This window comes from Quisquiliibacterium sp. (genome assembly GCF_982640115.1).
The window spans coordinates 1-18825 of record NZ_CEXFHW010000066.1 but is presented as its reverse complement, the minus strand read 5'-3'; the positions used below and the strand labels follow the sequence as shown (position 1 = coordinate 18825).

Here is an 18825-nt window from a genome sequence, read left to right as displayed (position 1 = left end):
CCAGATGCTCGCGCTCGGCCACCGGCTCAATGCGCTGGCCTGCGATGACGCCCACTTCGAGCTCGACGATGCCTTCGGCGCCTGGGTGATGGTGCGCGCCACGGAGTGCAGCCCCGAGGCGCTGCTGGCGGCGCTCAAGGCCGGCCAGTACTACAGCACCACCGGGGTGGAGCTTCGCGACATCCGCGTCGAGGGCGACGAGCTGGTGGTGGAGTGCTCGCCCGCCACCGGCATCTACCTGCAGGGCAAGGGATCGCGCGAGGTGCATGCCATTGGCCACGACCTCACCCATGCCCGCCTGCCCGCGTACAAGCTCGGCAAGCACGGCTTCATGCGGCTGACGGTCCTCGATGCGCAGGGCCGCCGGGCGTGGAGCAATCCGTTCTGGCGGGAGGGCTGAGGGCGGGCTCAGCCGACCACCACCTCGGTGATCTCGATCTGCGGCGCGACATCGGTGTAGTTGGGGATGTCGGCCATGATCGTGGCGCCGTGTGTGGCCATGACGGTCTGAAAGGGCTCCAGCGACTCCAGGTACAGTGCGCAAGAGGCCAGGAAGGCCGGTGGCGAGCCCGGGGCGCCGCCTGCCACCCCCTTGTCGACCGTGTAGCGCACCAGCGCCGTGCCGAGCTTTTCGGCCACCATCGGCATGTGGCGGTCGCGATAGTAGGCGTGGTCGAAGCGTGCTCCGGCCTGGTTCGGGTACATCACGGATACCTTGAACATCGTCGTCTCCTGGCGCTCGGACGCGCGGCGCGGCTGGGTGTGGTCCCCGGGGATCCTGGCACCGCGGTACTACCTCGGCCACGGGGCAGATGTCCCGCGTGGGCCCTCTGCGAGGGGCCCGGTCCCGGGACGGCCTGTGCGGCTCAGGCCAGGACCAGCCCGGAGGGCGGGCTCTGGAAGGGGTTCAGCACGCGCACGCCGCCATAGTCCTGCCCTGGGGCGAGATCCTCGCTGACGACGGTGTGCGCGCCCAGGCGACGGGCCGCGCAGAGAATGGCGGCGTCCCAGTGCGAGAGGTAGTGGCGATGCCGCGCCTGGGCGAAGAGTTCCATCAGCACCTGGGTGGAGACGCCCCAGTCGGGCCGCGCCACCCAGGCGCGCGCCACTTCGCGCTTGGGCAGGTGGTCGGGGGCCAGCGAGGTGGCGTAGACGAGGATGTTGGTGTCCAGGAAATAGGAAGTGGACACGGGCGCCCGCCTCGAATGTCAGCGCCGTTCGCGCACGCTGCCGGCGCGCGCCTGCCGCAGCTTGCCAGGACGCCGGCCGAATCGCCGCGCTTGGCCCGGGTACGCTCACCCTCCGAGCAGCTGCGCGCCCTCGACCCGGGCCGCCTTCCTGTCGAAGGTCCAGAGTGGTCGGTGCCCGGCCGCTTCGGCCAACGCCACATGCAGGCAATCGCTGAAATCGGCGGCGGTGGTCTCGTACTGATGCAGCGCCCATTCGAGGCCCGCCTCGGACTCGAAGACGAGCTCGGCGGCCGACAGCACGGCGGACAGCGCGGCGACGATGTCCGCCTTGCCAAGTCGGTAGACCGAGCGCAGCGCCCATTCGAGCTCGAGGAAGACGCTCACCGGGACAAAGAGGGGCTCTTCTCGTTCGATGGCATCCCGGATGAGGGCCTGAACGCGGACGAGCTGCCTGGCGTCGTCGGCGACCAGCAGGCGCACCAGGATGTTGGTGTCCAGCGCAGCCATGCGGCGGGCCTGCGCTCAGCGCCAGGCGTTCATGTCGTCGACCGACACTTTCCCGCGCTTCGGGGGTTTCACGGTACCCGCCAGATCGAGCAGCTTGCCGGTCTTGGCGCGCACGATGAGCGTTCCATTGGGCAGCACATGCCAGACGAGCCGACTGCCCGGCCCGGCGCCGACCTGCTCCCGAATCCCGACCGGGACGGTGGTCTGGCCCTTGGCGGTGATGGTCGACTCATGCATGATGCGCCTTACTAAAAGCTTGATAGTAATGAGCGGCAGTCGGCATCGCAAGTGTGATCGCGCCGCAGCGACGCAGCGACGCATCGGCCGAGGCGGGTTGCATCCTGACGGTTGACGCCGGTCCTGGCGCCGGTGCCATCTCGATGGGTTTCGTCGATGTGCTGCTGCAGGAGACCGACGCCACCATGGCCATCGTCGACCGCGGCGCGGCGCCCGGTGTCCACCGGAACGACGCCTGTCCGTTCGTGCGCCTGCATCAGCCGGCCCCGCTCTACGGGCTGGCCTCGCGTGCCGCCGGTGGACGACCTGTGCAGCCGGACGGAGGCGGCGGTGGCCTGCGCGCCTTCATCGAGGAGCATGTCGGCGACGAAGCCGCGAAGCAATCGACGACCCGTACCGTTCCGATGATCGACACCGTGGCCTCGATTTCGCCCGACGATGCCGAGCCCCTTGCCTTGCGCGACCCGATTCGCGTTCCGGATCCTGTCCATGCCCGGCGCTTCGCGGTCGATCGCGCCCATCTCGGTGAGCACGGTGTGCACCGTGTCATGGTCGGCGACCTGCTGCATGTCGTCGAGCCAGCGGCGGATGTTCGGGAAGGGCGCGAAGTCCAGGAGATTCAGGAAGCATGGCTGAAGCTGCCCGACCTCCCCATACGCGGCAAAGTCGGCCAGCGTGAGCTGCGGCCCGGCGTGAAGCCGGTGTCGGGCTCCTCGATGGTGGGAATCGTGCCCCCGGGATGCGGGGGCTACTCCGGTGTGATCGGCAGCGTGCTGCGCGATCAGCGGTCTGCAAGCATCTCTTCGATCTGCCCGAGACGTTCCTTGCCGAAGAACATCTCGGTGCCGATGAAGAAGGTCGGAATGCCGAAGGCGCCTCGCTCCACGGCCTTCTCGGTGTTGTCGATCAGGGCCTGCTTGATGGCGCCGTCCTGCGTTCTGGCAACGAGCGCGGCGGCATCGAAGCCGGCCTGGGTCAGCACGGCCGCGACCGCGGCGGCGTCGGTGACATCGAGCCCCTGCTCCCAGATTGCGGGATTGAGTGCCTCGATCAGGCGGATCTGGTCATCGCCTTCCAGCGACACCAGCATGCGCAGCAGGTTGACCGAATTGAACGGGAAGGTGGGGTTCATCTTGAACCGGTGCAGGCCGTGTTTCTCGATGAAGCGCTGCATCTCCAGCCGGGCATAGGCGTTCTTGCCCTTGACCTCGGCGTCGCGGATGAAGGGCGGCGCGTTGCCGGTCAGCTTGTGCATCCCGCCGAGGAAGGCTGGCGTGATCCTGATCTGGGCACCCTGCCGCGCGGCCAGCGCGCGCAGCGGTTGCCACACCAGATAGGCGTTGGGGCTGACGAAATCGAAGATCAGTTCAATGGTCTTGCTCATGCTCGTGCTCCTGGAGGGTCGCGCAATGTTCCCGGTTGCGCTCGGGGGGGGCTACTTCAGATCGGGGCTGCTGGCGTGGTTCCACCAGGCCAGGTCGGAGTGGGCACGCAGGTCGAGCTCGAAGGTCCAGGCCGACCGGTGCTGATGCGCCAGGTGGTAGTAGGTGTTGGCCACCTCGGCGGGCACCAGCAGGCCGTCGTTCTCCAGGCCCTTCTTCTCGCGCAGCGCCTGGAAACGCTCGGGCCCGAGCATCTTGCCCAGGGTGTCGGGCGCATCGACCGCGCCGTCGATCACGATGTGCGACACATGGATGCCCTTGCTCGCGAACTGCGCGTTCAGCGACTGGCAAAGCATGCGCCGCCCGCCCATGGCGGCGGCATGCGAATGCTGACCCGCATTGCCGCGCAGGGCGGCGGTGGCCGATGTGACGAGCAGCACGCCCGTGCCGCGCTGCTCCATGTACGGAAACAGCACCTGTGCCAGCCGGAACAGGCCGAAGGTGGCCATGCGCCAGCCCATCTCGAAGGCCTTGAGCGTGGTGCTGGCCAGGCCGCGGTCGCCGATCTGCGCGCCGAGGTTGAACACCGCCACCGCGATCGGGCCGACCTCGGCCTCGATGTGGGTGACCAGCTGTTCGATGCTGCCTTCCTCCACGGCGTTGATCATGTAGCCGCTGGCCGAGCCGCCCTCGGCCTGGATCTCGGCCACCAGCCGGTCGAGCCCGGCCTTGTCGCTGCGCCGCGCGAGGCAGGCGTGGTAGCCCTCGCGGGCGAAGCGCCTTGCAACGTTGCCGCCGATGCCGGCGCCGGCACCGAGGATCAGACAGACGGGTTTGGTCATGAGGCTTGCCTTTGTGCGGAGATTTGGGGCTGGCTGACTGAAAGCAGCGGAGAGCGGCTGCTTGCGATTCTGAACCAAACGGTACAGAATGCAAGCATGGCGCGTCCCCTTGAGTTCGATCGCAGCAAGGCCCTGAACAAGGCGCTGGCGCTGTTCTGGCGAAAGGGCTACCAGGCCACCTCGCTGGCCGATCTGCTGGCGGCCATGGAAATCGGCCGCAGCAGCTTCTACGCCGCGTTCACCGACAAGCGCACCCTCTACATCGCCTGCATGGACCTGTTCTCGGCCCGCGTGATGGACATGCTCGAGCGAGAGTGCCGCGAGAAGGCGCCCCTCGATGTTCTTCAGCAGTTCCTCGAGGGAAGCCTCGCCGGCGGGCGGGGCGTCCGCTCAGGCTGGGGCTGCATGCTCGTGAACTCCGTGATCGAGCTCGCCGGTCTCGATGACGATCTGGTTGCGCGCGCAAGCAGCCACCTGCTGAGTCTTCAGGGTTTCTTTCGGCGCTGCCTCGAGGATGCCGGCACAACGCCAGCGCAGTCCGAGGAACTGGCCGCCATGCTGATGCTGTTCAACGAGGGTGTCCGCGTCTCCAGCCGCCGACGCCTGCCCGAGGCGCAGCACCTGCAGCCCATTGCCACCGCCTTTCGCCTCATCCGGAGCGCCGTTGCATGACTTCGCGCGCTGCCCGGGCGCGCTGCGCAGCGCGCGCCCAAGCTGAACCCTGCCGCCCCAGGAGGCATCCATGAACGATCCCAGGCGCACCGCCTTCTGGCTGGTGCTGCTCGCCGCCGCCGGCACCTTCGCGCTCACCATGGGCACGCGGCAGACCATGGGTCTGTTCCTGTCGCCGCTGAACACCGCCACCGGCCTCGGGCTGACCAGCATCAGCCTGGCCTTCGCTTTCGGGCAGTTGTGGTGGGGGCTCACACAGCCATTCGCGGGCGCCATGGCCGACAAGATCGGCGCCGGGCGCGTGCTGTTCATCGGCGCGCTGCTGGTGGCGGTGGGCACCTTCATCACGCCCTACATGACCAGCACCTGGGGGCTGATCCTCGCCATCGGCGTGCTGGCTGCCGGTGGATCGGGCATGGCGGGGCCTGCCGTGCTGATGGCAGCCACCACCCGGCTGATCCCGCCCGAGCGCCGGGGCCTTGCGGCCGGCATCGTCAATGCCGGCGGCTCCTTCGGCCAGTTCGCCATGGCGCCGATCGCCGCCACGCTGATGGTGAGCCTGGGCTGGGCGTCTGCCATGCAGATCATCGGCCTGCTGGTGCTGTTGTGCCTGCCGGCCGCCTTCGTGCTGCGCGGCAACGCGCTGCAGGCGGCGCCGGCCGGCCAGAAGGTGCTGGGCACCCGTGCCGCCATCGGCGATGCGTTTCGCAACCGCAGCTATCTGCTGCTGGGCGCCGGCTTCTTCACCTGCGGCTTCCATGTCGCGTTCCTGGCCACGCACCTGCCGGGCGTGGTGGCCTCCTGCGGTCTGCCCACCGTCTGGGCCGGATGGTCGCTGGCACTGCTGGGCCTGTTCAACATCGCAGGCAGCGTGACCGCGGGCTGGGCCATGAGCCGCTGGCGCATGAAGTCGATGCTGTCGCTGGTCTACGCCACGCGCGCCCTCGCCGTGCTGGTGTTTCTGCTCGCGCCCAAGACCGGGCCGGTGGTGCTGGCCTTTGCCGCGGTGATGGGGCTGACCTTTCTCTCCACCGTGCCACCCACGGCAGGCCTGGTGGCGAAGTTCTTCGGGCCGGCCAACATGGCCACGCTGTTCGGCATCGTGATGTTCTCGCACCAGATCGGCGGCTTCCTGGGTGCCTGGCTGGGCGGGCGGGTCTTCGAGGCCACCGGGTCGTACAACTGGATCTGGTATGTCGACATCCTGCTGGCCGTGGCCGCGGCGCTCGTGCATCTGCCGATCCGCGAAGAGCCCTTGCGCCGTGCCGCGCCCGTGGGGGCTCCCAGTGCCTGATCCCGGCTTGCTCAGCTTCGTCGGATGACCGCCATGGCCAACATGATGAAGAACGCACTGGTCATCGGCGTGGGCGCCGAGCGGGGTCTGGGTGCCCGCATCAGCGCACGCTTCGCCCGCGAGGGCCTGCATGTGTTCGTGGCCGGGCGCACGGCGCAGAGCCTCGAGCGGGTGGTTCAGCAGATTCGAGCCGTGGGGGGCGCCGCCACGGCGGTCGTGGCCGATGCCACCCGCGAGGCCGATGTGCAGGCGCTCTTCGACCAGGTGTGCGCAGCCGATGGCGACCTCGATGTGGCGGTCTACAACGCCGGCAACAACACGCCGGGGGGCGTGCTCACCATGGAGGCGGCCTACTTCGAGCAGGCCTGGCGGGTGTGCTGCTTCGGGGGCTTCCTGTTCGGTCGCGAAGCAGCGCGGCGCATGCTGCCTCGGGGAGGCACCCTGCTGTTCACCGGCGCCAGTGCGTCGCTGCGCGGCCGGGCGGGCTTCGCCGCGTTCAACTCGGCCAAGGCCGCCTTGCGCAACATGGCGCAGGCCATGGCCAAGGAGCTGGGGCCGCAGGGGCTGCATGTCGGCCATGTCGTGGTCGATGGCGGCATCGATGGCGACAAGCTGCGCAAGGGGCGTCCCGAGATCGTCCAGAAGATGGGCGAGGAGCGCCTGATCGACCTGGACGGGCTGGCGGATGCCTACTGGTTCCTCCACCAGCAGCCGCCACGCGCCTGGACTTTCGAGCTGGACCTGCGCTCGAAGATCGAGCCGTGGTGAGGGGCTCCCGGGCGCAGGCTCAGAGCCTGAGCACCCCGTAGCCCGGCGTACCCATCGGCGCGTTCATCGCAGCCGACAGGCCGATGCCCAGGGCGTTGCGGGTGTCGAGCGGGTCCAGCACGCCGTCGTCCCAGAGCTCCGAGGTGGAGTACCAGGCGCTCGACTCGCGCCGGTAGTCATCGATGATCGGCGCCCTGATGGCCTCGATCTCGGCCGGGCTTGGCGTGCGGCCCTCGCGCTGGAGCTGGCGCAGTTTGACCTCGCTCAGCACGCCGGCCGCCTGCTCGGCGCCCATGACCGAGATCTGCGCCTGCGGCCACATGAAGAGCAGCCGCGGATCGAAGGCCCGCCCGGCCATGCCGTAGTTGCCGGCACCGAACGAGCCGTTGACGATGACCGTGAACTTGGGCACCTCCGAGCCGGCGACCATCATGATCATCTTGGCGCCGTCCTTGGTGATGCCGGCGCGCTCGTAGTCGCGCCCCACCATGTAGCCGGTGATGTTCTGCAGGAAGACCAGCGGCGTGCGGTTCTGGTTGCACAGCTCGATGAAATGCGCGCCCTTGAGCGTGCTGTCGTTGAAGAGCACGCCGTTGTTGGCCAGGATGCCCACCCGATGGCCCCAGAGGCGGGCGTAGCCGCAGACCAGCGTGCTGCCGTAGGCCGGCTGGTACTCGTGGAAGCGGCTGCCATCGACCATGCGGGCGATGACTTCGCGCATGTCGAACTGCACCCTGATGTCGCGCGGAATGACCCCGTAGAGCTCGGCGGGGTCGTACAGCGGCGCTTCCGGCTCGGCCCGGTCGTGATCGGTCTTGGCCGGCACATGCCACTGCGCAACGATGTCGCGGGCGATCGCGATCGCCTCGGTTTCGGTGGCGGCCGGGTAGTCGGCCACACCCGACACCCGGGTGTGCATGTCGGCGCCACCGAGCTCGTCGACGCTCACCTCCTCGCCGGTGGCCGCCTTCACCAGCGGCGGACCGCCCAGGAAGATGGCGCCGGTGCCGCGCACGATCACGCTGTAGTCCGACAGCGCCGGCACATAGGCGCCGCCCGCGGTGCAGTGGCCGAGCACGATGGCCACCTGCGGCACCCCCATCTTCGAGAGCACCGACTGGTTGCGGAAGATGCGGCCCGCGAACTGGCGATCGGCAAAGAGCTGCGACTGCGCGGGCAGAAAGCCGCCGGCGCTGTCACACAGATGCACCACCGGCAACCGGTTCTCGATGGCGATGTCCATCAGCCGCACGATCTTCTTCACGGTGTGCGGATACCAGGCGCCACCCTTCACGCTCGCGTCGTCGGCGTGGATGGCCACTTCCCGCCCGGCGACGATGCCGATGCCGGTGACGCAGGCCGCGCCGGGCACCTCGCCGCCCCAGGCCATGTTCGCCGCGAGCGTGGACAGCTCCAGGAAGGGCGTGCCCGGGTCGAGCAGGCGCTCGAGCCGGTCGCGCACGAAGAGCTTGCCCTGACGGGCGAGCCGCTCCCGATCACGCGCCGGGCGTTCGTGGCGGGCGCGCTGCTGCCGCTCGCGCAGCTCGGCGGCGAGCGCGCGGTTGTGCGTGGCATTGGCCAGGAACTCGGCCGAGCGGGTATCCAGCCGGGACTCGATGCGCTTCATGCTGCCTCCGCGCTGGCCAGCACCACCAGCACCGCATCGCGCTCGAAGGACTGGCCGGGCGCCACGCGCACCGACTGCACCACCGCATCGCGCGGGGCGGTGAGCGTGGTCTCGAGCTTCATGCTCTCCATCACCAGCAAGGGCGTGCCGCGTGTCACCGCATCACCGGCATTCACCGCCACGCTGACTGCGGTACCGGGCATGGGCGCGCGCACCGAGTCATCCCCGCCGGCCTGAGCCTCGCCGGCTGCGCGCTCCAGTGGGTGACGCAGCCGCAGTTCATGGTTGATGCCGTCGAGGTGGATGAACAGCGTGTCGCCCTGCGTGGCCACCACCACCGGCACGGCCTGAGCGCCCAGCTGCAGCAGGCCGCTGCCATCGGCCCCCAGGCTGAGCGACACCGGCACCACCTCGCCGAGGGCATGCAGGGCGTGCCCGCCGTGGGCTGTGGGGCCCAGCCAGAGTTCGTGTTCGGTCTGGTTCAGCAGGACAGCGTGGCGCATGGGCGGTCGGCCTCACAGGGCTCTGGTGAAGAGGTTCGGGCCGGCATCAGTTTCGCCAGGCGCCCATGGCGGCGTGCAGGGCCGGCACCGCGTCGGCCGCCTCGCGCAGCGGCCGGCTGGCAAGGGCCGCCGCGCCAAGCAGGCGCAGCAGGGTGTCGGGCGCGGGCGGTGGCTCGGCAGCGATCTCGGGGTGGGCATCGAGAAAGCCGGTATGCACCTCGCCCGCCGCGAAGGCCGGATGCGCATTCAGCCGGCGCAGGAAGCCGAGATTACTGCGGCAACCGAGCAGCACATAGTCGGCGAGCGCGCGCTCGGCCAGCGCGCGGGCCTGCTCGCGATCGGCGCCGGTGACGATCAGCTTGGCGAGCATCGGGTCGAAGGCGGCGGTGATGACTTGGCCCTCGCTCACGCCGGCATCGACGCGCACGCCGTCGAGCTGCGGCGGCCGATGCGCCAGCAGCGGCCCGGTGGTGGGCATGAAGCCCGCGGCGGGGTCTTCGGCATAGATGCGGTACTCGATGGCGTGACCGCGGGCCCGCACCTGCCCCTGACCGTAGCCGAGCGGCTCGCCCGCCGCGATGCGCAACTGCTCGCGCACGAGGTCGATGCCGGTGACCTGCTCGGTGACCGGGTGCTCCACCTGCAGCCGGGTGTTCATCTCGAGGAAGTAGAACTCGCCGCCCGCGCCGAGAATGAATTCCACCGTGCCGGCGTTGCGGTAGCCGGCGCGCCGGGCGATGCCGGCGGCGGCCTCGCAGATGCGCGCGCGGCTGTCGGCATCGAGCGCGGGCGAGGGGGTTTCCTCGATGATCTTCTGGAAGCGGCGCTGCACCGAGCATTCCCGCTCGAGGAGGTGGACCAGGTTGCCGTGGTGATCGCCGAGCACCTGCACCTCGATGTGCCGCGGGTTCTCGACATAGCGTTCCACATAGAGCCGGCCATCGCCGAAGTAGCGGGCCCCCTCGCTGCGCGCGCGCTCAAGCTCCTCGGCCAGCCGCGCGGGCTCGCGCACGATGCGCATGCCCTTGCCGCCGCCGCCCGCGGCGGGCTTGATCAGCAGCGGAAAGCCCACCGCTGCGGCGCGCGCGGCAAAGCTCGCCGGGTGGTCATCCTCGATGGCCGAGGGCGCCACCGGAAAACCCGCCTGCGCCACGAAGGCGCGCGCCCGCACCTTGTCGCCCATGAGCGCGATGGCCTCGGGATCGGGGCCCACGAAGACCAGGCCCGCGGCCCGCACCTGCCGCGCGAAGCCGGCGTTCTCGGACAGGAAGCCGTAGCCGGGATGGATGGCCCCGGCGCCCGTGGCGCGCGCCGCCGCCACGATGGCCTCGCCGTCGAGATAGGCACCCACCGGGGTGGCCGAGGCAATCTCGATGGCCTGGTCGGCCAGACGCACCGCGGGTGAGTCGCGGTCGGCCGCCGCGTGCGCGACCACGCCGCGCAGGCCAAGCGCGCGCAGCGTGCGCAGCACCCGCACGGCGATCTCGCCGCGGTTGGCGACCAGCACGGTGTGGAATGGCCAGCGGGCGGGGAGCGTGGGCGTCATGGCGGGGAGTCCATCAGGGTGCGGTGGGGGCCGAGCTCAGCGCGCGCCCCGGCTCGCGGCCTCCAGGCGATCGGCCGCCTGTTCGAGCCGGCGCAGCTGCGCCTCCAGGGGCGTGCCCGCAGCCTGCGGCGGCGCCGCTTCGGGGCGTGCGATGCCGCCCCAGAGCAGGCGCAGCATGTCGTCGGCCTCGCGGTCGATGTCGAGCCGGCCGCGGCCGGTGAGGTGGCGCCAGGACAGATGCTCGAGCCCCCCGTAGACCATGTCTCGGACCACCCGGGCCGGCACATCGGCGCGCAGCTCGCCCGCGGCCACGCCCTCGGCCAGCACGCCGCCGAGGAGGCCCGTGTAGCGCCGGTTGAGCGCATGGAGCGGCGATGTCGGGTAGTCGTCATGCGCGCGCACCTCGAGGAACACCAGCCGCGCGAGCGGCGTGTCATCGCGCACCGTGCGCAGATGCCGCCAAAGGATGTAGCGCAGCCGGGCGCGGGTGCCGCGGATGCCCGGCAGGTGCTCGGCGTAGTCGGCGAGCAGGCTCTCGTACCAGCGCTCGAGCACCCGCTCGAGCAGCACTCGCTTGCTCTCGAAGTACTTGTAGAGCGTGCCCTCGACCACCCTGGCGCGCGCGGCGATCTCGGCCACGCCCGCGTCGGCATAGCCGCGTTCGCAGAACACCGCCCGCGCGGCGGCGAGGATGTCGCGCTCGCGGCGTTCCCGAGGCAGGCGCACCGGTGCGCGCGCCTGAACCGCGCGGCTCATGCCCGGCGCCCCTGCACGGCATCTCCCGCCCGATGTCGAGTGTCACTCATCAACGCATCTGTGCAGGCGGGATGGCGCGCAGTGAAATGACCGGAGAAGTGCATGTTGCCTGGGTGAACCGGCGTGGATACCATGAGTGAGTCAAATTCATTTAAGGGCAGGGCCGAGGCCCTGTCAAGCACGGGAGTCGGCATGGCAGACCACGCATCCCCGCTCGGCGCCACCGCCGATCCCGCCGCGATCTTCAGCGGTCTGAGCGCCGAGGAGCGTGGCGTGCTCGATGCCGCCGATCGCTTCGCCCGCCAGGAGCTTTATCCGCTGGCCCGGCGCATGGATGACGAGGAGTGGTGGCCCGCGCACGCCATGGCGCTGTGCGGCCGCAACGGCTTCTGCGGCGTAACCGTGCCGCCCGAACTCGGCGGGGCCGGCATGGACCTCTTTGCCAGCGCCCTGGTGGCGCAGGCCTTCAGCCGCTGGAACCATGCCTTCGGCCTGAGCTGGATGGCGCACGAGAACCTGTGCCTGAACAACATCCTGCGCAACGCGAGCGACGCGCAGCGCGCCCGCTATGTGCCGGGCCTGGCCCGGGGTGAGCTCACCGGCGCGCTCGGCCTCACCGAGCCCGGCGCGGGCTCCGATGCGCTGGGCGCCATGCGCACCACCGCGCGCCGCGAGGGCGACCACTACCTGCTGAACGGCAGCAAGCTCTACATCACCAACGGCCCGGTGGCCGATGTGCTCCTGGTGTACGCCAAGACCGATCCCGGCAAGGGCGCGCAGGGCATCTCGGCCTTCATCGTCGAGAAGGACTTTCCGGGCTTCCGCGTGGCGCAGAAGCTGGTCAAGATGGGCTTTCGCGGCAGCCAGACCGGCGAGCTGGTCTTCGAGGACTGCCGCGTGCCGCTGGCCAACCGGGTGGGCGAAGAAGACCGCGGCGTGCGGGTGCTCATGAGCGGCCTGGATCTGGAGCGCGCGATGGTTTCTCCGATCTGCCTGGGCATTGCCGAGCGCGCCCTGCAGTTGTCGCTGGACCATGCCCGCAACCGCGAGCAGTTCGGCCAGCCGATCGGCAACTTCCAGATGATCCAGTCCAAGCTCGCCGACATGTATGTGTGGGTGGAGGCCATGCGTCTGTTCACCTACCAGGCCCTGCGCGCCTGCAATCACCTGCAGGAGGGCGCCGGCGGTCGCGGCGAGATCCACAAGATCACCGCCGCCTCGGTGATGTTCGCCGGCAACATGCTCAATCGCGTGCTCGACGAGGCGGTGCAGATTCACGGCGGCACCGGCTACATCTGGGAGTCCGAGATCAACCGGCTCTACCGGGCCAACAAGCTGCTCGAGATCGGCGCCGGCACCACCGAGGTTCGCAAGATGATCATCAGCGGCGAAATGCTGCGTGGCTGAGGCTCGCGTGGACACCGCCCTTCCCCCCTCCGGCGTCGGCGTCACCCTGGAAGACCTCTGGGCGGCGCCCACGGTCTATCGGTCCGACCTCTATGCCGGCGCCACGGTGATCGTCTCGGGCGGCGGCTCGGGCATCGGCCGCGCCATCGCGCTGCTCTTCGCCCGGCTGGGCGCGCGGGTGGTGATCTGCGGGCGCACCGCCGAGCGGCTCGAGACCGTGGCGGGCTTCGCGCGCGAGCGCGGCGCCACCATGATCGGCATGACCGCCAACATCCGCGAGCCCGATCAGGTGAGCGCGCTCTTTGCGCGCTGCGCCGCCGAGTTCGGCCTGCCCGACATCCTCATCAACAACGCCGGCGGCCAGTTTCCCAAGCCCGCCATCGACTTCTCCATCAATGGCTGGAACGCGGTCATCGCCGGCAACCTCAACGGCACCTGGTACATGATGCAGACCGCCGCGCAGCGCTGGCGCGATGCCGGCCGCGGCGGCAGCATCGTCAACATCGTGGCGCCCACTGAGCGCGGCCTGCCGGGCATCGCTCACACCGTGGCCGCGCGCGCCGGGGTCATCGGCGTGTCGCGCACGGTGGCGGTGGAGTGGGCGCCGCTGGGCATCCGCGTGAACTGCGTGTCGCCCGGCCTGATCGGCACCGAGGGCCTGGCGGTCTACCCGCCCGAGGCCGCGAAGGAGTGGCCCAGGGCCAATCCCATGAAGCGCTGGGGATCGCCCTGGGACATCGCCCAGGCCTGCGCCTGGATCGCCGGGCCGGCGGGCAACTTCGTCACCGGCGAGGTCTGCACGGTCGATGGTGGCGGGCGGCTGTGGGGCGAGCTCTGGACGGCCGGCCGGCCGCCCTGGTTCCAGACCTGAGCGGCGGCGTGGCAGGCCGGCTGCATGGATGGTTCCAGGGCTTGCCGGTGATGATGCCGCCTGGCGCCGCGCCGGTGCTCAGGCGCCGCGAGGCTCTTCTCCACGCTGTGCGGCCTGCCGCTCGCGCAGCTCGCGCCCGCTGCCCAGCACCACCGGGCTGAGGTGGCCGCCGCCATCCACCGGAATCTCGGCGCCGTTCACGAAGGCTGCTTCGGGGCTGCACAGGAAGGCCACCACGCTGGCGATCTCGGCCGGCTCGCCGGTGCGGCGCGCCGGCGTGAGCGCCACCGCGTCGTTGAGCACCGCGGGCGGCATGCCCAGCACCGCGGGTGTGCCGATCAGCCCGGGCAGCACCGCATTGCAGGTGATGCCGTGGCGGGCATGCTCGAGCACCACCGTGCGGGTCAGGCCGAGCAGCCCGGCCTTGCTCGCGGAGTAGCCGGCCTGGTAGTAGAGCCCGCCAAGCGCCGCCACCGACGAGATGTTCACGATCCGGCCCCAGCGGCGCTCGACCATGCCGGGCAGGAGCGCCTGCGTCAGGTGGAACGGCCCGCTCAGGTTGACCGCGAGCTCGCGCTCCCAGCCGGCCGCGCTCATGCGGGTGAGGGCCGCAATGTGGCCGGTCAGGCCGGCGTTGTTGACCAGGCAGTCGATCGGCCCGAGGGCGGCCTGCAGCGCGGCGAGCGCCTGCGCCACCGACCCGGGGTCGGCGACATCGCCGACGGCGCTCGCGCAGCGCGCGCCACTCTCGCGCACCGCGGCCTCGGTCTGGCCCAGGGTGTCCCGGGCCGCGGCAAGGTCCATCAGCGCCACCGCGGCACCCTCGGCGCCGAGCCGCAGCGCGATCGCCCGGCCGATGCCCCCGCCCGCGCCGGTGACCAGCGCCACCCGGCCGGCGAGCCGGCCCCCGGCCGCGGCGCTCATGCCCGCTTGCCGCCGGTCTTGAGCAGGCGCCGGCCGAGTTGCGACAGGTGCACCTGATCGGGCCCGTCGCCGATGCGGATGAAGCGCGCATACACATAGGCCTGCGGCAGGAAGGTGTCCTGCGACACGCCGGCCGCGCCGTGCAGCTGGATGGCCCGGTCGATGACCCGCGCCGCCATGGTGGGCACCACGATCTTGGCCGCGCCGATCAGATCAAGCGCGGCCTTGTTGCCCTCGCGGTCCATCTTGTCGGCAGCGCGCAGGGTGAGCAGCCGGGCCTGTTCGATGTCGCAGAAGGAATGCGCGATGTCTTCGCGCACCGAGCCGTGCTCGCCCAGCGTCATGCCGAAGGCCACCCGGCTGTTGGCGCGGGCGATCATCATCTCGAGGGCGCGCTGCGCGCAGCCGATCAGGCGCATGCAGTGGTGGATGCGCCCCGGGCCGAGCCGGCCCTGCGCGATCTCGAAGCCCCGACCCTCGCCGAGGATCATGTTGGAAGCCGGCACCCGCACATTCTCGTAGACCACCTCGGGGTGACCGCCGGGGCCGTCGTCATAGCCGAAGGCATGCATGTCGCGCACGATGCGCACCCCGGGGGTGTCGCGCGGCACCAGGATCATCGACTGCTGGCGGTGCTTCTCGGGATGGTCGGGCGCCGTCTTGCCCATGACGATGAGGATCCGGCAGTCCTCGTTCATGGCGCCCGAGGTGTACCACTTGCGGCCGTTGATCACATAGTGGTCGCCGTCGCGCACGATGCTGCAGCGGATGTTGGTGGCATCGCTGCTGGCCACCTCGGGCTCGGTCATCGAGAAGCCCGAGCGGATCTCGCCGGCCAGCAGCGGCTCGAGCCACTGCGCCTTCTGCTCGGCATTGCCGAACTGCGCGAGCAGCTCCATGTTGCCCACATCCGGCGCCGAGCAGTCGAAGACCTCGGGCGCCCACAGCACCCGTCCCATGATCTCCTTGATGGGCGCGTACTCGAGGTTGCTCAGGCCGGGGCCGTGCTCGCCGGTGAGAAAGAGGTTCCACAGACCTTCGGCGCGCGCCTTGCGCTTGAGCTCCTGCATCAGCGGCGGCGTGCGGTAGCGGGTGTCTGCCTTGACCTGCGCGCTGTACTCCATTTCCACCGGCATGACATGCCGTTCCATGAAGTCGCGGACGCGGTGCTGCAGTTCGATTGATCGGGCGCTGTGTTCGAATTCCATGGCGAAGGGCTCCTGGCGTTGGGCGCCGCGCTGGGCTGCGGCGCAGGCGGTCAGTGTGCCCCGGATGCCGGGCGTGGCGCCCGGGCGAGGGGGTGGATTCGGTCCGCGCGCGCCAGGCGTGCGGGCCGCTGACCAGGGTGTCAGTGGCAGGCAGGAGGCGACCGGCCCGGGCCGGCGATTCCGCCCCGCTGCGCCGCCAGCACCTCCACCCGCACGCTCTCGGTGAGCTCGGCCTTGAGCACCGCGAAGGCCGGGGTGGTCTTGATCGAGTAATGGCGCGGATGGGCGAGCTCCACCGGGCGGTCGAGCTTGATGCGCCCCGGCCGGGCGCTCATCACCACCACGCGGCCGGCCATGAACACCGCCTCGTCGATGTCGTGGGTGACGAAGAGCACGGTCTTGCGCTCGGCCTCCCAGATGCCGAGCAGCAGCTCCTGCATCAGCTCGCGGGTCTGGTGGTCGAGCGCGCCGAAGGGCTCGTCCATCAGCAGGATGCGCGGGTTGTTGGCCAGCGCCCGCGCGATGGCGGTGCGCTGCTGCATGCCGCCCGAGAGCTGCTTCGGGTAGTGGTGCTCGAAACCCGCCAGCCCCACCTTCGCGATGAAGCCCTGTGCGATCTCGCGCTGCTGCGAGCGCGGCAGGCCGCGCTCGCGCAGCCCGAAGCAGACATTGTCGAGCACATCGAGCCACGGGAAGAGCGTGTAGCTCTGAAACACCATGCCGCGGTCGGCGCCCGGGCCGGCGATGCGCGTACCGTCGAGCAGCACCTCGCCCGCGGTGGGATGGTCGAGCCCGGCGACGATGCGCAGCAGCGTGCTCTTGCCGCAGCCGCTGGGCCCGAGGATGGTGACGAAGTCGTTCTCGGCCACGCTGAGGCTGGTGGCCTGCAGCGCGAGCGTGCCGCCGCCCGCGCCCGCAAAGCGCCGCTCCACGCCGGCGATCTGCAGCACCGCGCTCATGGCGTGCGCCCCGCCGCGTACGCGCCGCGGCCGTGGTGGGTGGCCATGCTCATCGGCCCAGCGCCGCCCACGGAAACAGCCGGCGGTTGAGCGCCTTGAAGAGCAGGTCGCTCAGCAGGCCGATCAGCCCGATGACGATGATGCCGAAGATGATCTGGTCGGTGGCGAGCAGCGCCTGGCTGTCGGTGATCATGTGGCCGATGCCGCTGGAGGCGCCGATCAGCTCGGCCACGATCACATAGGTCCAGGCCCAGCCCAGCACCATGCGCAGTGTCTCGGCGATCTCGGGCGCCGCGCCGGGCAGCAGCACGCGGCCGATCAGGCCGCGGTCGCTCACGCCCAGCGTGTAGGCCGCCTCGACCAGGTCGCGCCGGGTGTTGCCCACCGTGACCGCGATCATGAGCACGAGCTGGAAGAAGCTGCCGATGAAGATCACCGCCAGCTTCTGCGCCTCGCCGATGCCCGCCCACAGGATGAGCAGCGGGATGAAGGCGCTCGCCGGCAGGTAGCGGGCAAAGCTCACGAAGGGCTCGAAAAAGGCCTCGATGGGCTTGTAGGCGCCCATCAGCACCCCCAGCGGAAGGGCCAGCGCGGCGGCGATGATGAAGCCGCCCACCACCCGCCACACCGTCATGCCGATGTCCCTGGCGAAGCCCATCTCGGTGAGCAGGGTCCAGCCGCTGCGCACCATGGTGATCGGGTCGGCGAGGAAGGTCTTCTGGACATAGCCGCCCAGCGTGGCCACCGCCCAGGCGGCCACGAAGAGCACGAAGAAGCTCACCCCGAGCGTGACGCGCGCGCCCGGGCTGACCGGTGTGAGCGGCTTCATGGCCATGCCGGCGTGGCTGGCTTACTTGATGAAGCGGGTGTCGGTCAGGCGGCTCAGATCGGGAATCTGGCGGATGATGCCGGCGGCCAGCAGCAGGTCGGCAGCCTCCTTGCTGAAGGCGGCGTGCTCGCCGGCGAAGAACTTCTGGTTGGCGGCGCGATCCTGCCAGCGCAGGAAGGACTGGCTCTTCTCGAACTGTTCGCCGGTCTGTTTCACATCGGCACCCATGATTTCGAAGCTCTTCTTGGGATCGGCCTTGATCATGTCGAGAGCGTCGAAGTAGGCGTTGGCCAGGGCCTGCGCGGCCTTGGGGTTCTCGGCCAGGAACTTCGGCGTGCAGCCGAAGGTGTCCATCACCATCGGGTAGTCGAGCGTGGTGGCGATGATGCGGCCGGCCTCCGGCTTGGCGCGCACCGCGCTGAGGAAGGGCTCGTAGGTCATGGCCGCGTCGAGATTGGCGGTGCCGGCGATCATGGCGTTGGCAGCGGCCTGCGGCTCGAGGTTGACGATGTTCACGTCCTTCAGGCTCAGGCCGTTCTTGCTGAGCATCCAGGCCAGGGTGAAGTAGGGCGCAGTGCCGGGCGCGCTGGCGGCCACGGTCTTGCCCTTGAGATCCCTGATGCTCTGGATGCCGGGCTTCACGACCATGCCGTCGGCGCCGAAGCTCTTGTCGAGCTGGAAGATCTGGGTGGTGGCCACGCCGTTGGCGTTCCAGACGATCCAGGTCTCCACCGTGGTGGCCGCGCACTGGATGTCACCCGAGGCGATCGCGAGGTGGCGGTCCTTCTGGGGGATCTTCTTCAGCGAGACATCCAGACCGTGCTTGCGGAACAGCCCGGCCTCCTTGGCCAGGGTGAGCGGCGCGAAACCCGTCCAGCCGGACAGGCCGACGGCGACCTTGGTCTCCTGGGCCTGGGCGGTGAAGCACAGGGCGGCGAGGGCGAGGGCAAGCAGCGGGCGTTTCATGAAGGCTCCTGGGGATGGTTGGCGGCAAGGCCGGCGCAAAGCCGGTGAGTGTGTGCAGATCGGCTCGCCCGCGCAAGTTCGGGGGATTGCGCGCTACACCGCCTGCAGCAGTGCGGCCCGCGGGGTGGCGCCGCCCCAGCTCAGGTCGGCTTCGATGCGGCCCTGGCGCAGGCGCAGGCTCACGATCGGGGCGCCGGCACCGGCGCCCAGCCGCAGCGAGACCCGGTCGCCCTCGGCGAGTGCCTGGGCGCGGCCGCCCGCGGGCAGCCCGGCCGGGGCCGCGCCGTCGATGCGCCACTCGATCTCGAGCCTCTGGAATCGCTGCTGGATCGACAGC

22 protein-coding genes and 1 pseudogene are annotated in these 18825 nt (G+C 70.1%); 6 read left to right on the top strand and 17 right to left on the bottom strand.

What is annotated here, in order from left to right; translation table 11 throughout:
• Positions 1-400 (top strand): CehA/McbA family metallohydrolase domain-containing protein (locus AC2H6A_RS09420; RefSeq protein WP_484272909.1); only part of this gene is annotated, 400 nt, incomplete at its 5' end.
• A gap of 8 nt (positions 401-408) precedes the next feature.
• On the opposite strand, the gene AC2H6A_RS09415 is transcribed toward AC2H6A_RS09420, so the two are convergent.
• The 7 genes from AC2H6A_RS09415 to AC2H6A_RS09385 all read right to left on the bottom strand — a co-directional run bounded on the left by AC2H6A_RS09415 (position 409) and on the right by AC2H6A_RS09385 (position 4158).
• Positions 409-723 (bottom strand): EthD family reductase, encoded by a 315-nt coding sequence (locus tag AC2H6A_RS09415; protein WP_484272908.1) that lies wholly within the window; start codon positions 721-723, stop codon positions 409-411.
• Positions 724-866: 143 nt separating this feature from the next.
• Positions 867-1190: a PIN domain-containing protein gene (locus AC2H6A_RS09410; RefSeq protein ID WP_484272907.1), complete on the bottom strand. Its 324-nt coding sequence runs from the start codon at positions 1188-1190 to the stop codon at positions 867-869.
• Between the two features lie 105 nt (positions 1191-1295).
• Positions 1296-1697 carry a PIN domain-containing protein gene (locus AC2H6A_RS09405; protein ID WP_484272906.1) on the bottom strand — a complete coding sequence of 134 codons (402 nt, stop codon included), beginning with the start codon at positions 1695-1697 and terminating at the stop codon, positions 1296-1298.
• Positions 1698-1712: 15 nt separating this feature from the next.
• Positions 1713-1934 carry an AbrB/MazE/SpoVT family DNA-binding domain-containing protein gene (locus AC2H6A_RS09400; RefSeq protein WP_484272905.1) on the bottom strand — a complete coding sequence of 74 codons (222 nt, stop codon included), beginning with the start codon at positions 1932-1934 and terminating at the stop codon, positions 1713-1715.
• 11 nt (positions 1935-1945) lie between these two features.
• Positions 1946-2503 carry a hypothetical protein gene (locus AC2H6A_RS09395; protein WP_484272904.1) on the bottom strand — a complete coding sequence of 186 codons (558 nt, stop codon included), beginning with the start codon at positions 2501-2503 and terminating at the stop codon, positions 1946-1948.
• 212 nt (positions 2504-2715) lie between these two features.
• Entirely contained in the window at positions 2716-3318 is a 603-nt protein-coding gene (locus AC2H6A_RS09390; RefSeq protein WP_484272903.1) for a DsbA family protein, read from the bottom strand.
• Between the two features lie 51 nt (positions 3319-3369).
• Positions 3370-4158 (bottom strand): SDR family NAD(P)-dependent oxidoreductase, encoded by a 789-nt coding sequence (locus AC2H6A_RS09385; RefSeq protein ID WP_484272902.1) that lies wholly within the window; start codon positions 4156-4158, stop codon positions 3370-3372.
• A gap of 96 nt (positions 4159-4254) precedes the next feature.
• Here AC2H6A_RS09385 and AC2H6A_RS09380 point away from each other — a divergent pair, with 96 nt between their 5' ends.
• From AC2H6A_RS09380 to AC2H6A_RS09370, 3 genes are all read left to right on the top strand, one after another.
• Entirely contained in the window at positions 4255-4830 is a 576-nt protein-coding gene (locus AC2H6A_RS09380; RefSeq protein WP_484272901.1) for a TetR/AcrR family transcriptional regulator, read from the top strand.
• A gap of 70 nt (positions 4831-4900) precedes the next feature.
• Positions 4901-6124, top strand: a complete 1224-nt coding sequence (locus tag AC2H6A_RS09375; RefSeq protein WP_484272900.1) for an MFS transporter — start codon at positions 4901-4903, stop codon at positions 6122-6124.
• Positions 6125-6157: 33 nt separating this feature from the next.
• A complete protein-coding gene (locus tag AC2H6A_RS09370) occupies positions 6158-6892 on the top strand; it encodes an SDR family NAD(P)-dependent oxidoreductase (RefSeq protein ID WP_484272899.1) in 735 nt (244 codons plus the stop codon).
• Between the two features lie 19 nt (positions 6893-6911).
• On the opposite strand, the gene AC2H6A_RS09365 is transcribed toward AC2H6A_RS09370, so the two are convergent.
• From AC2H6A_RS09365 to AC2H6A_RS09350, 4 genes are read right to left on the bottom strand one after another with little or no spacing between them, the layout of a single operon-like run.
• Positions 6912-8519 carry an acyl-CoA carboxylase subunit beta gene (locus AC2H6A_RS09365; protein ID WP_484272898.1) on the bottom strand — a complete coding sequence of 536 codons (1608 nt, stop codon included), beginning with the start codon at positions 8517-8519 and terminating at the stop codon, positions 6912-6914.
• Positions 8516-9022 (bottom strand): acyl-CoA carboxylase biotin carboxyl carrier protein subunit, encoded by a 507-nt coding sequence (locus AC2H6A_RS09360; protein WP_484272897.1) that lies wholly within the window; start codon positions 9020-9022, stop codon positions 8516-8518. The genes AC2H6A_RS09365 and AC2H6A_RS09360 overlap by 4 nt, the downstream gene beginning before the upstream one ends.
• Positions 9023-9068: 46 nt before the next feature.
• The gene (locus AC2H6A_RS09355; protein WP_484272896.1) at positions 9069-10568 is read right to left on the bottom strand and encodes an acetyl-CoA carboxylase biotin carboxylase subunit; all 1500 of its coding nucleotides are present in this window, start codon (positions 10566-10568) and stop codon (positions 9069-9071) included.
• Positions 10569-10604: 36 nt separating this feature from the next.
• Positions 10605-11324 carry a TetR/AcrR family transcriptional regulator gene (locus tag AC2H6A_RS09350; protein WP_484272895.1) on the bottom strand — a complete coding sequence of 240 codons (720 nt, stop codon included), beginning with the start codon at positions 11322-11324 and terminating at the stop codon, positions 10605-10607.
• A 192-nt stretch (positions 11325-11516) separates the two neighbouring features.
• Here AC2H6A_RS09350 and AC2H6A_RS09345 point away from each other — a divergent pair, with 192 nt between their 5' ends.
• Together AC2H6A_RS09345 and AC2H6A_RS09340 are read left to right on the top strand one after the other, a co-directional pair.
• A complete protein-coding gene (locus AC2H6A_RS09345) occupies positions 11517-12731 on the top strand; it encodes an acyl-CoA dehydrogenase family protein (protein WP_484272894.1) in 1215 nt (404 codons plus the stop codon).
• A gap of 7 nt (positions 12732-12738) precedes the next feature.
• Entirely contained in the window at positions 12739-13602 is an 864-nt protein-coding gene (locus tag AC2H6A_RS09340; RefSeq protein ID WP_484272893.1) for an SDR family oxidoreductase, read from the top strand.
• A gap of 78 nt (positions 13603-13680) precedes the next feature.
• Here AC2H6A_RS09340 and AC2H6A_RS09335 read toward each other — a convergent pair whose 3' ends face one another.
• The 6 genes and pseudogenes from AC2H6A_RS09335 to AC2H6A_RS09310 form a co-directional block, all read right to left on the bottom strand.
• The gene (locus AC2H6A_RS09335) at positions 13681-14526 is read right to left on the bottom strand and encodes an SDR family NAD(P)-dependent oxidoreductase (protein ID WP_484272892.1); all 846 of its coding nucleotides are present in this window, start codon (positions 14524-14526) and stop codon (positions 13681-13683) included.
• On the bottom strand, positions 14523-15734 hold the full coding sequence (locus AC2H6A_RS09330) for an acyl-CoA dehydrogenase family protein (protein ID WP_484272891.1): 1212 nt from the start codon (positions 15732-15734) through the stop codon (positions 14523-14525). The genes AC2H6A_RS09335 and AC2H6A_RS09330 overlap by 4 nt, the downstream gene beginning before the upstream one ends.
• Positions 15735-15874: 140 nt before the next feature.
• Positions 15875-16693, bottom strand: coding sequence for an ABC transporter ATP-binding protein (locus AC2H6A_RS09325; RefSeq protein ID WP_484272890.1), 819 nt, complete (start codon positions 16691-16693; stop codon positions 15875-15877).
• Between the two features lie 49 nt (positions 16694-16742).
• A pseudogene (locus tag AC2H6A_RS09320) lies at positions 16743-17525 on the bottom strand (ABC transporter permease); the annotation flags it as partial.
• Positions 17526-17543: 18 nt separating this feature from the next.
• Entirely contained in the window at positions 17544-18488 is a 945-nt protein-coding gene (locus AC2H6A_RS09315) for an ABC transporter substrate-binding protein (RefSeq protein WP_484272889.1), read from the bottom strand.
• A gap of 93 nt (positions 18489-18581) precedes the next feature.
• Positions 18582-18825: hypothetical protein (locus AC2H6A_RS09310; RefSeq protein WP_484272888.1), on the bottom strand; the 244-nt coding region annotated here is incomplete at its 5' end.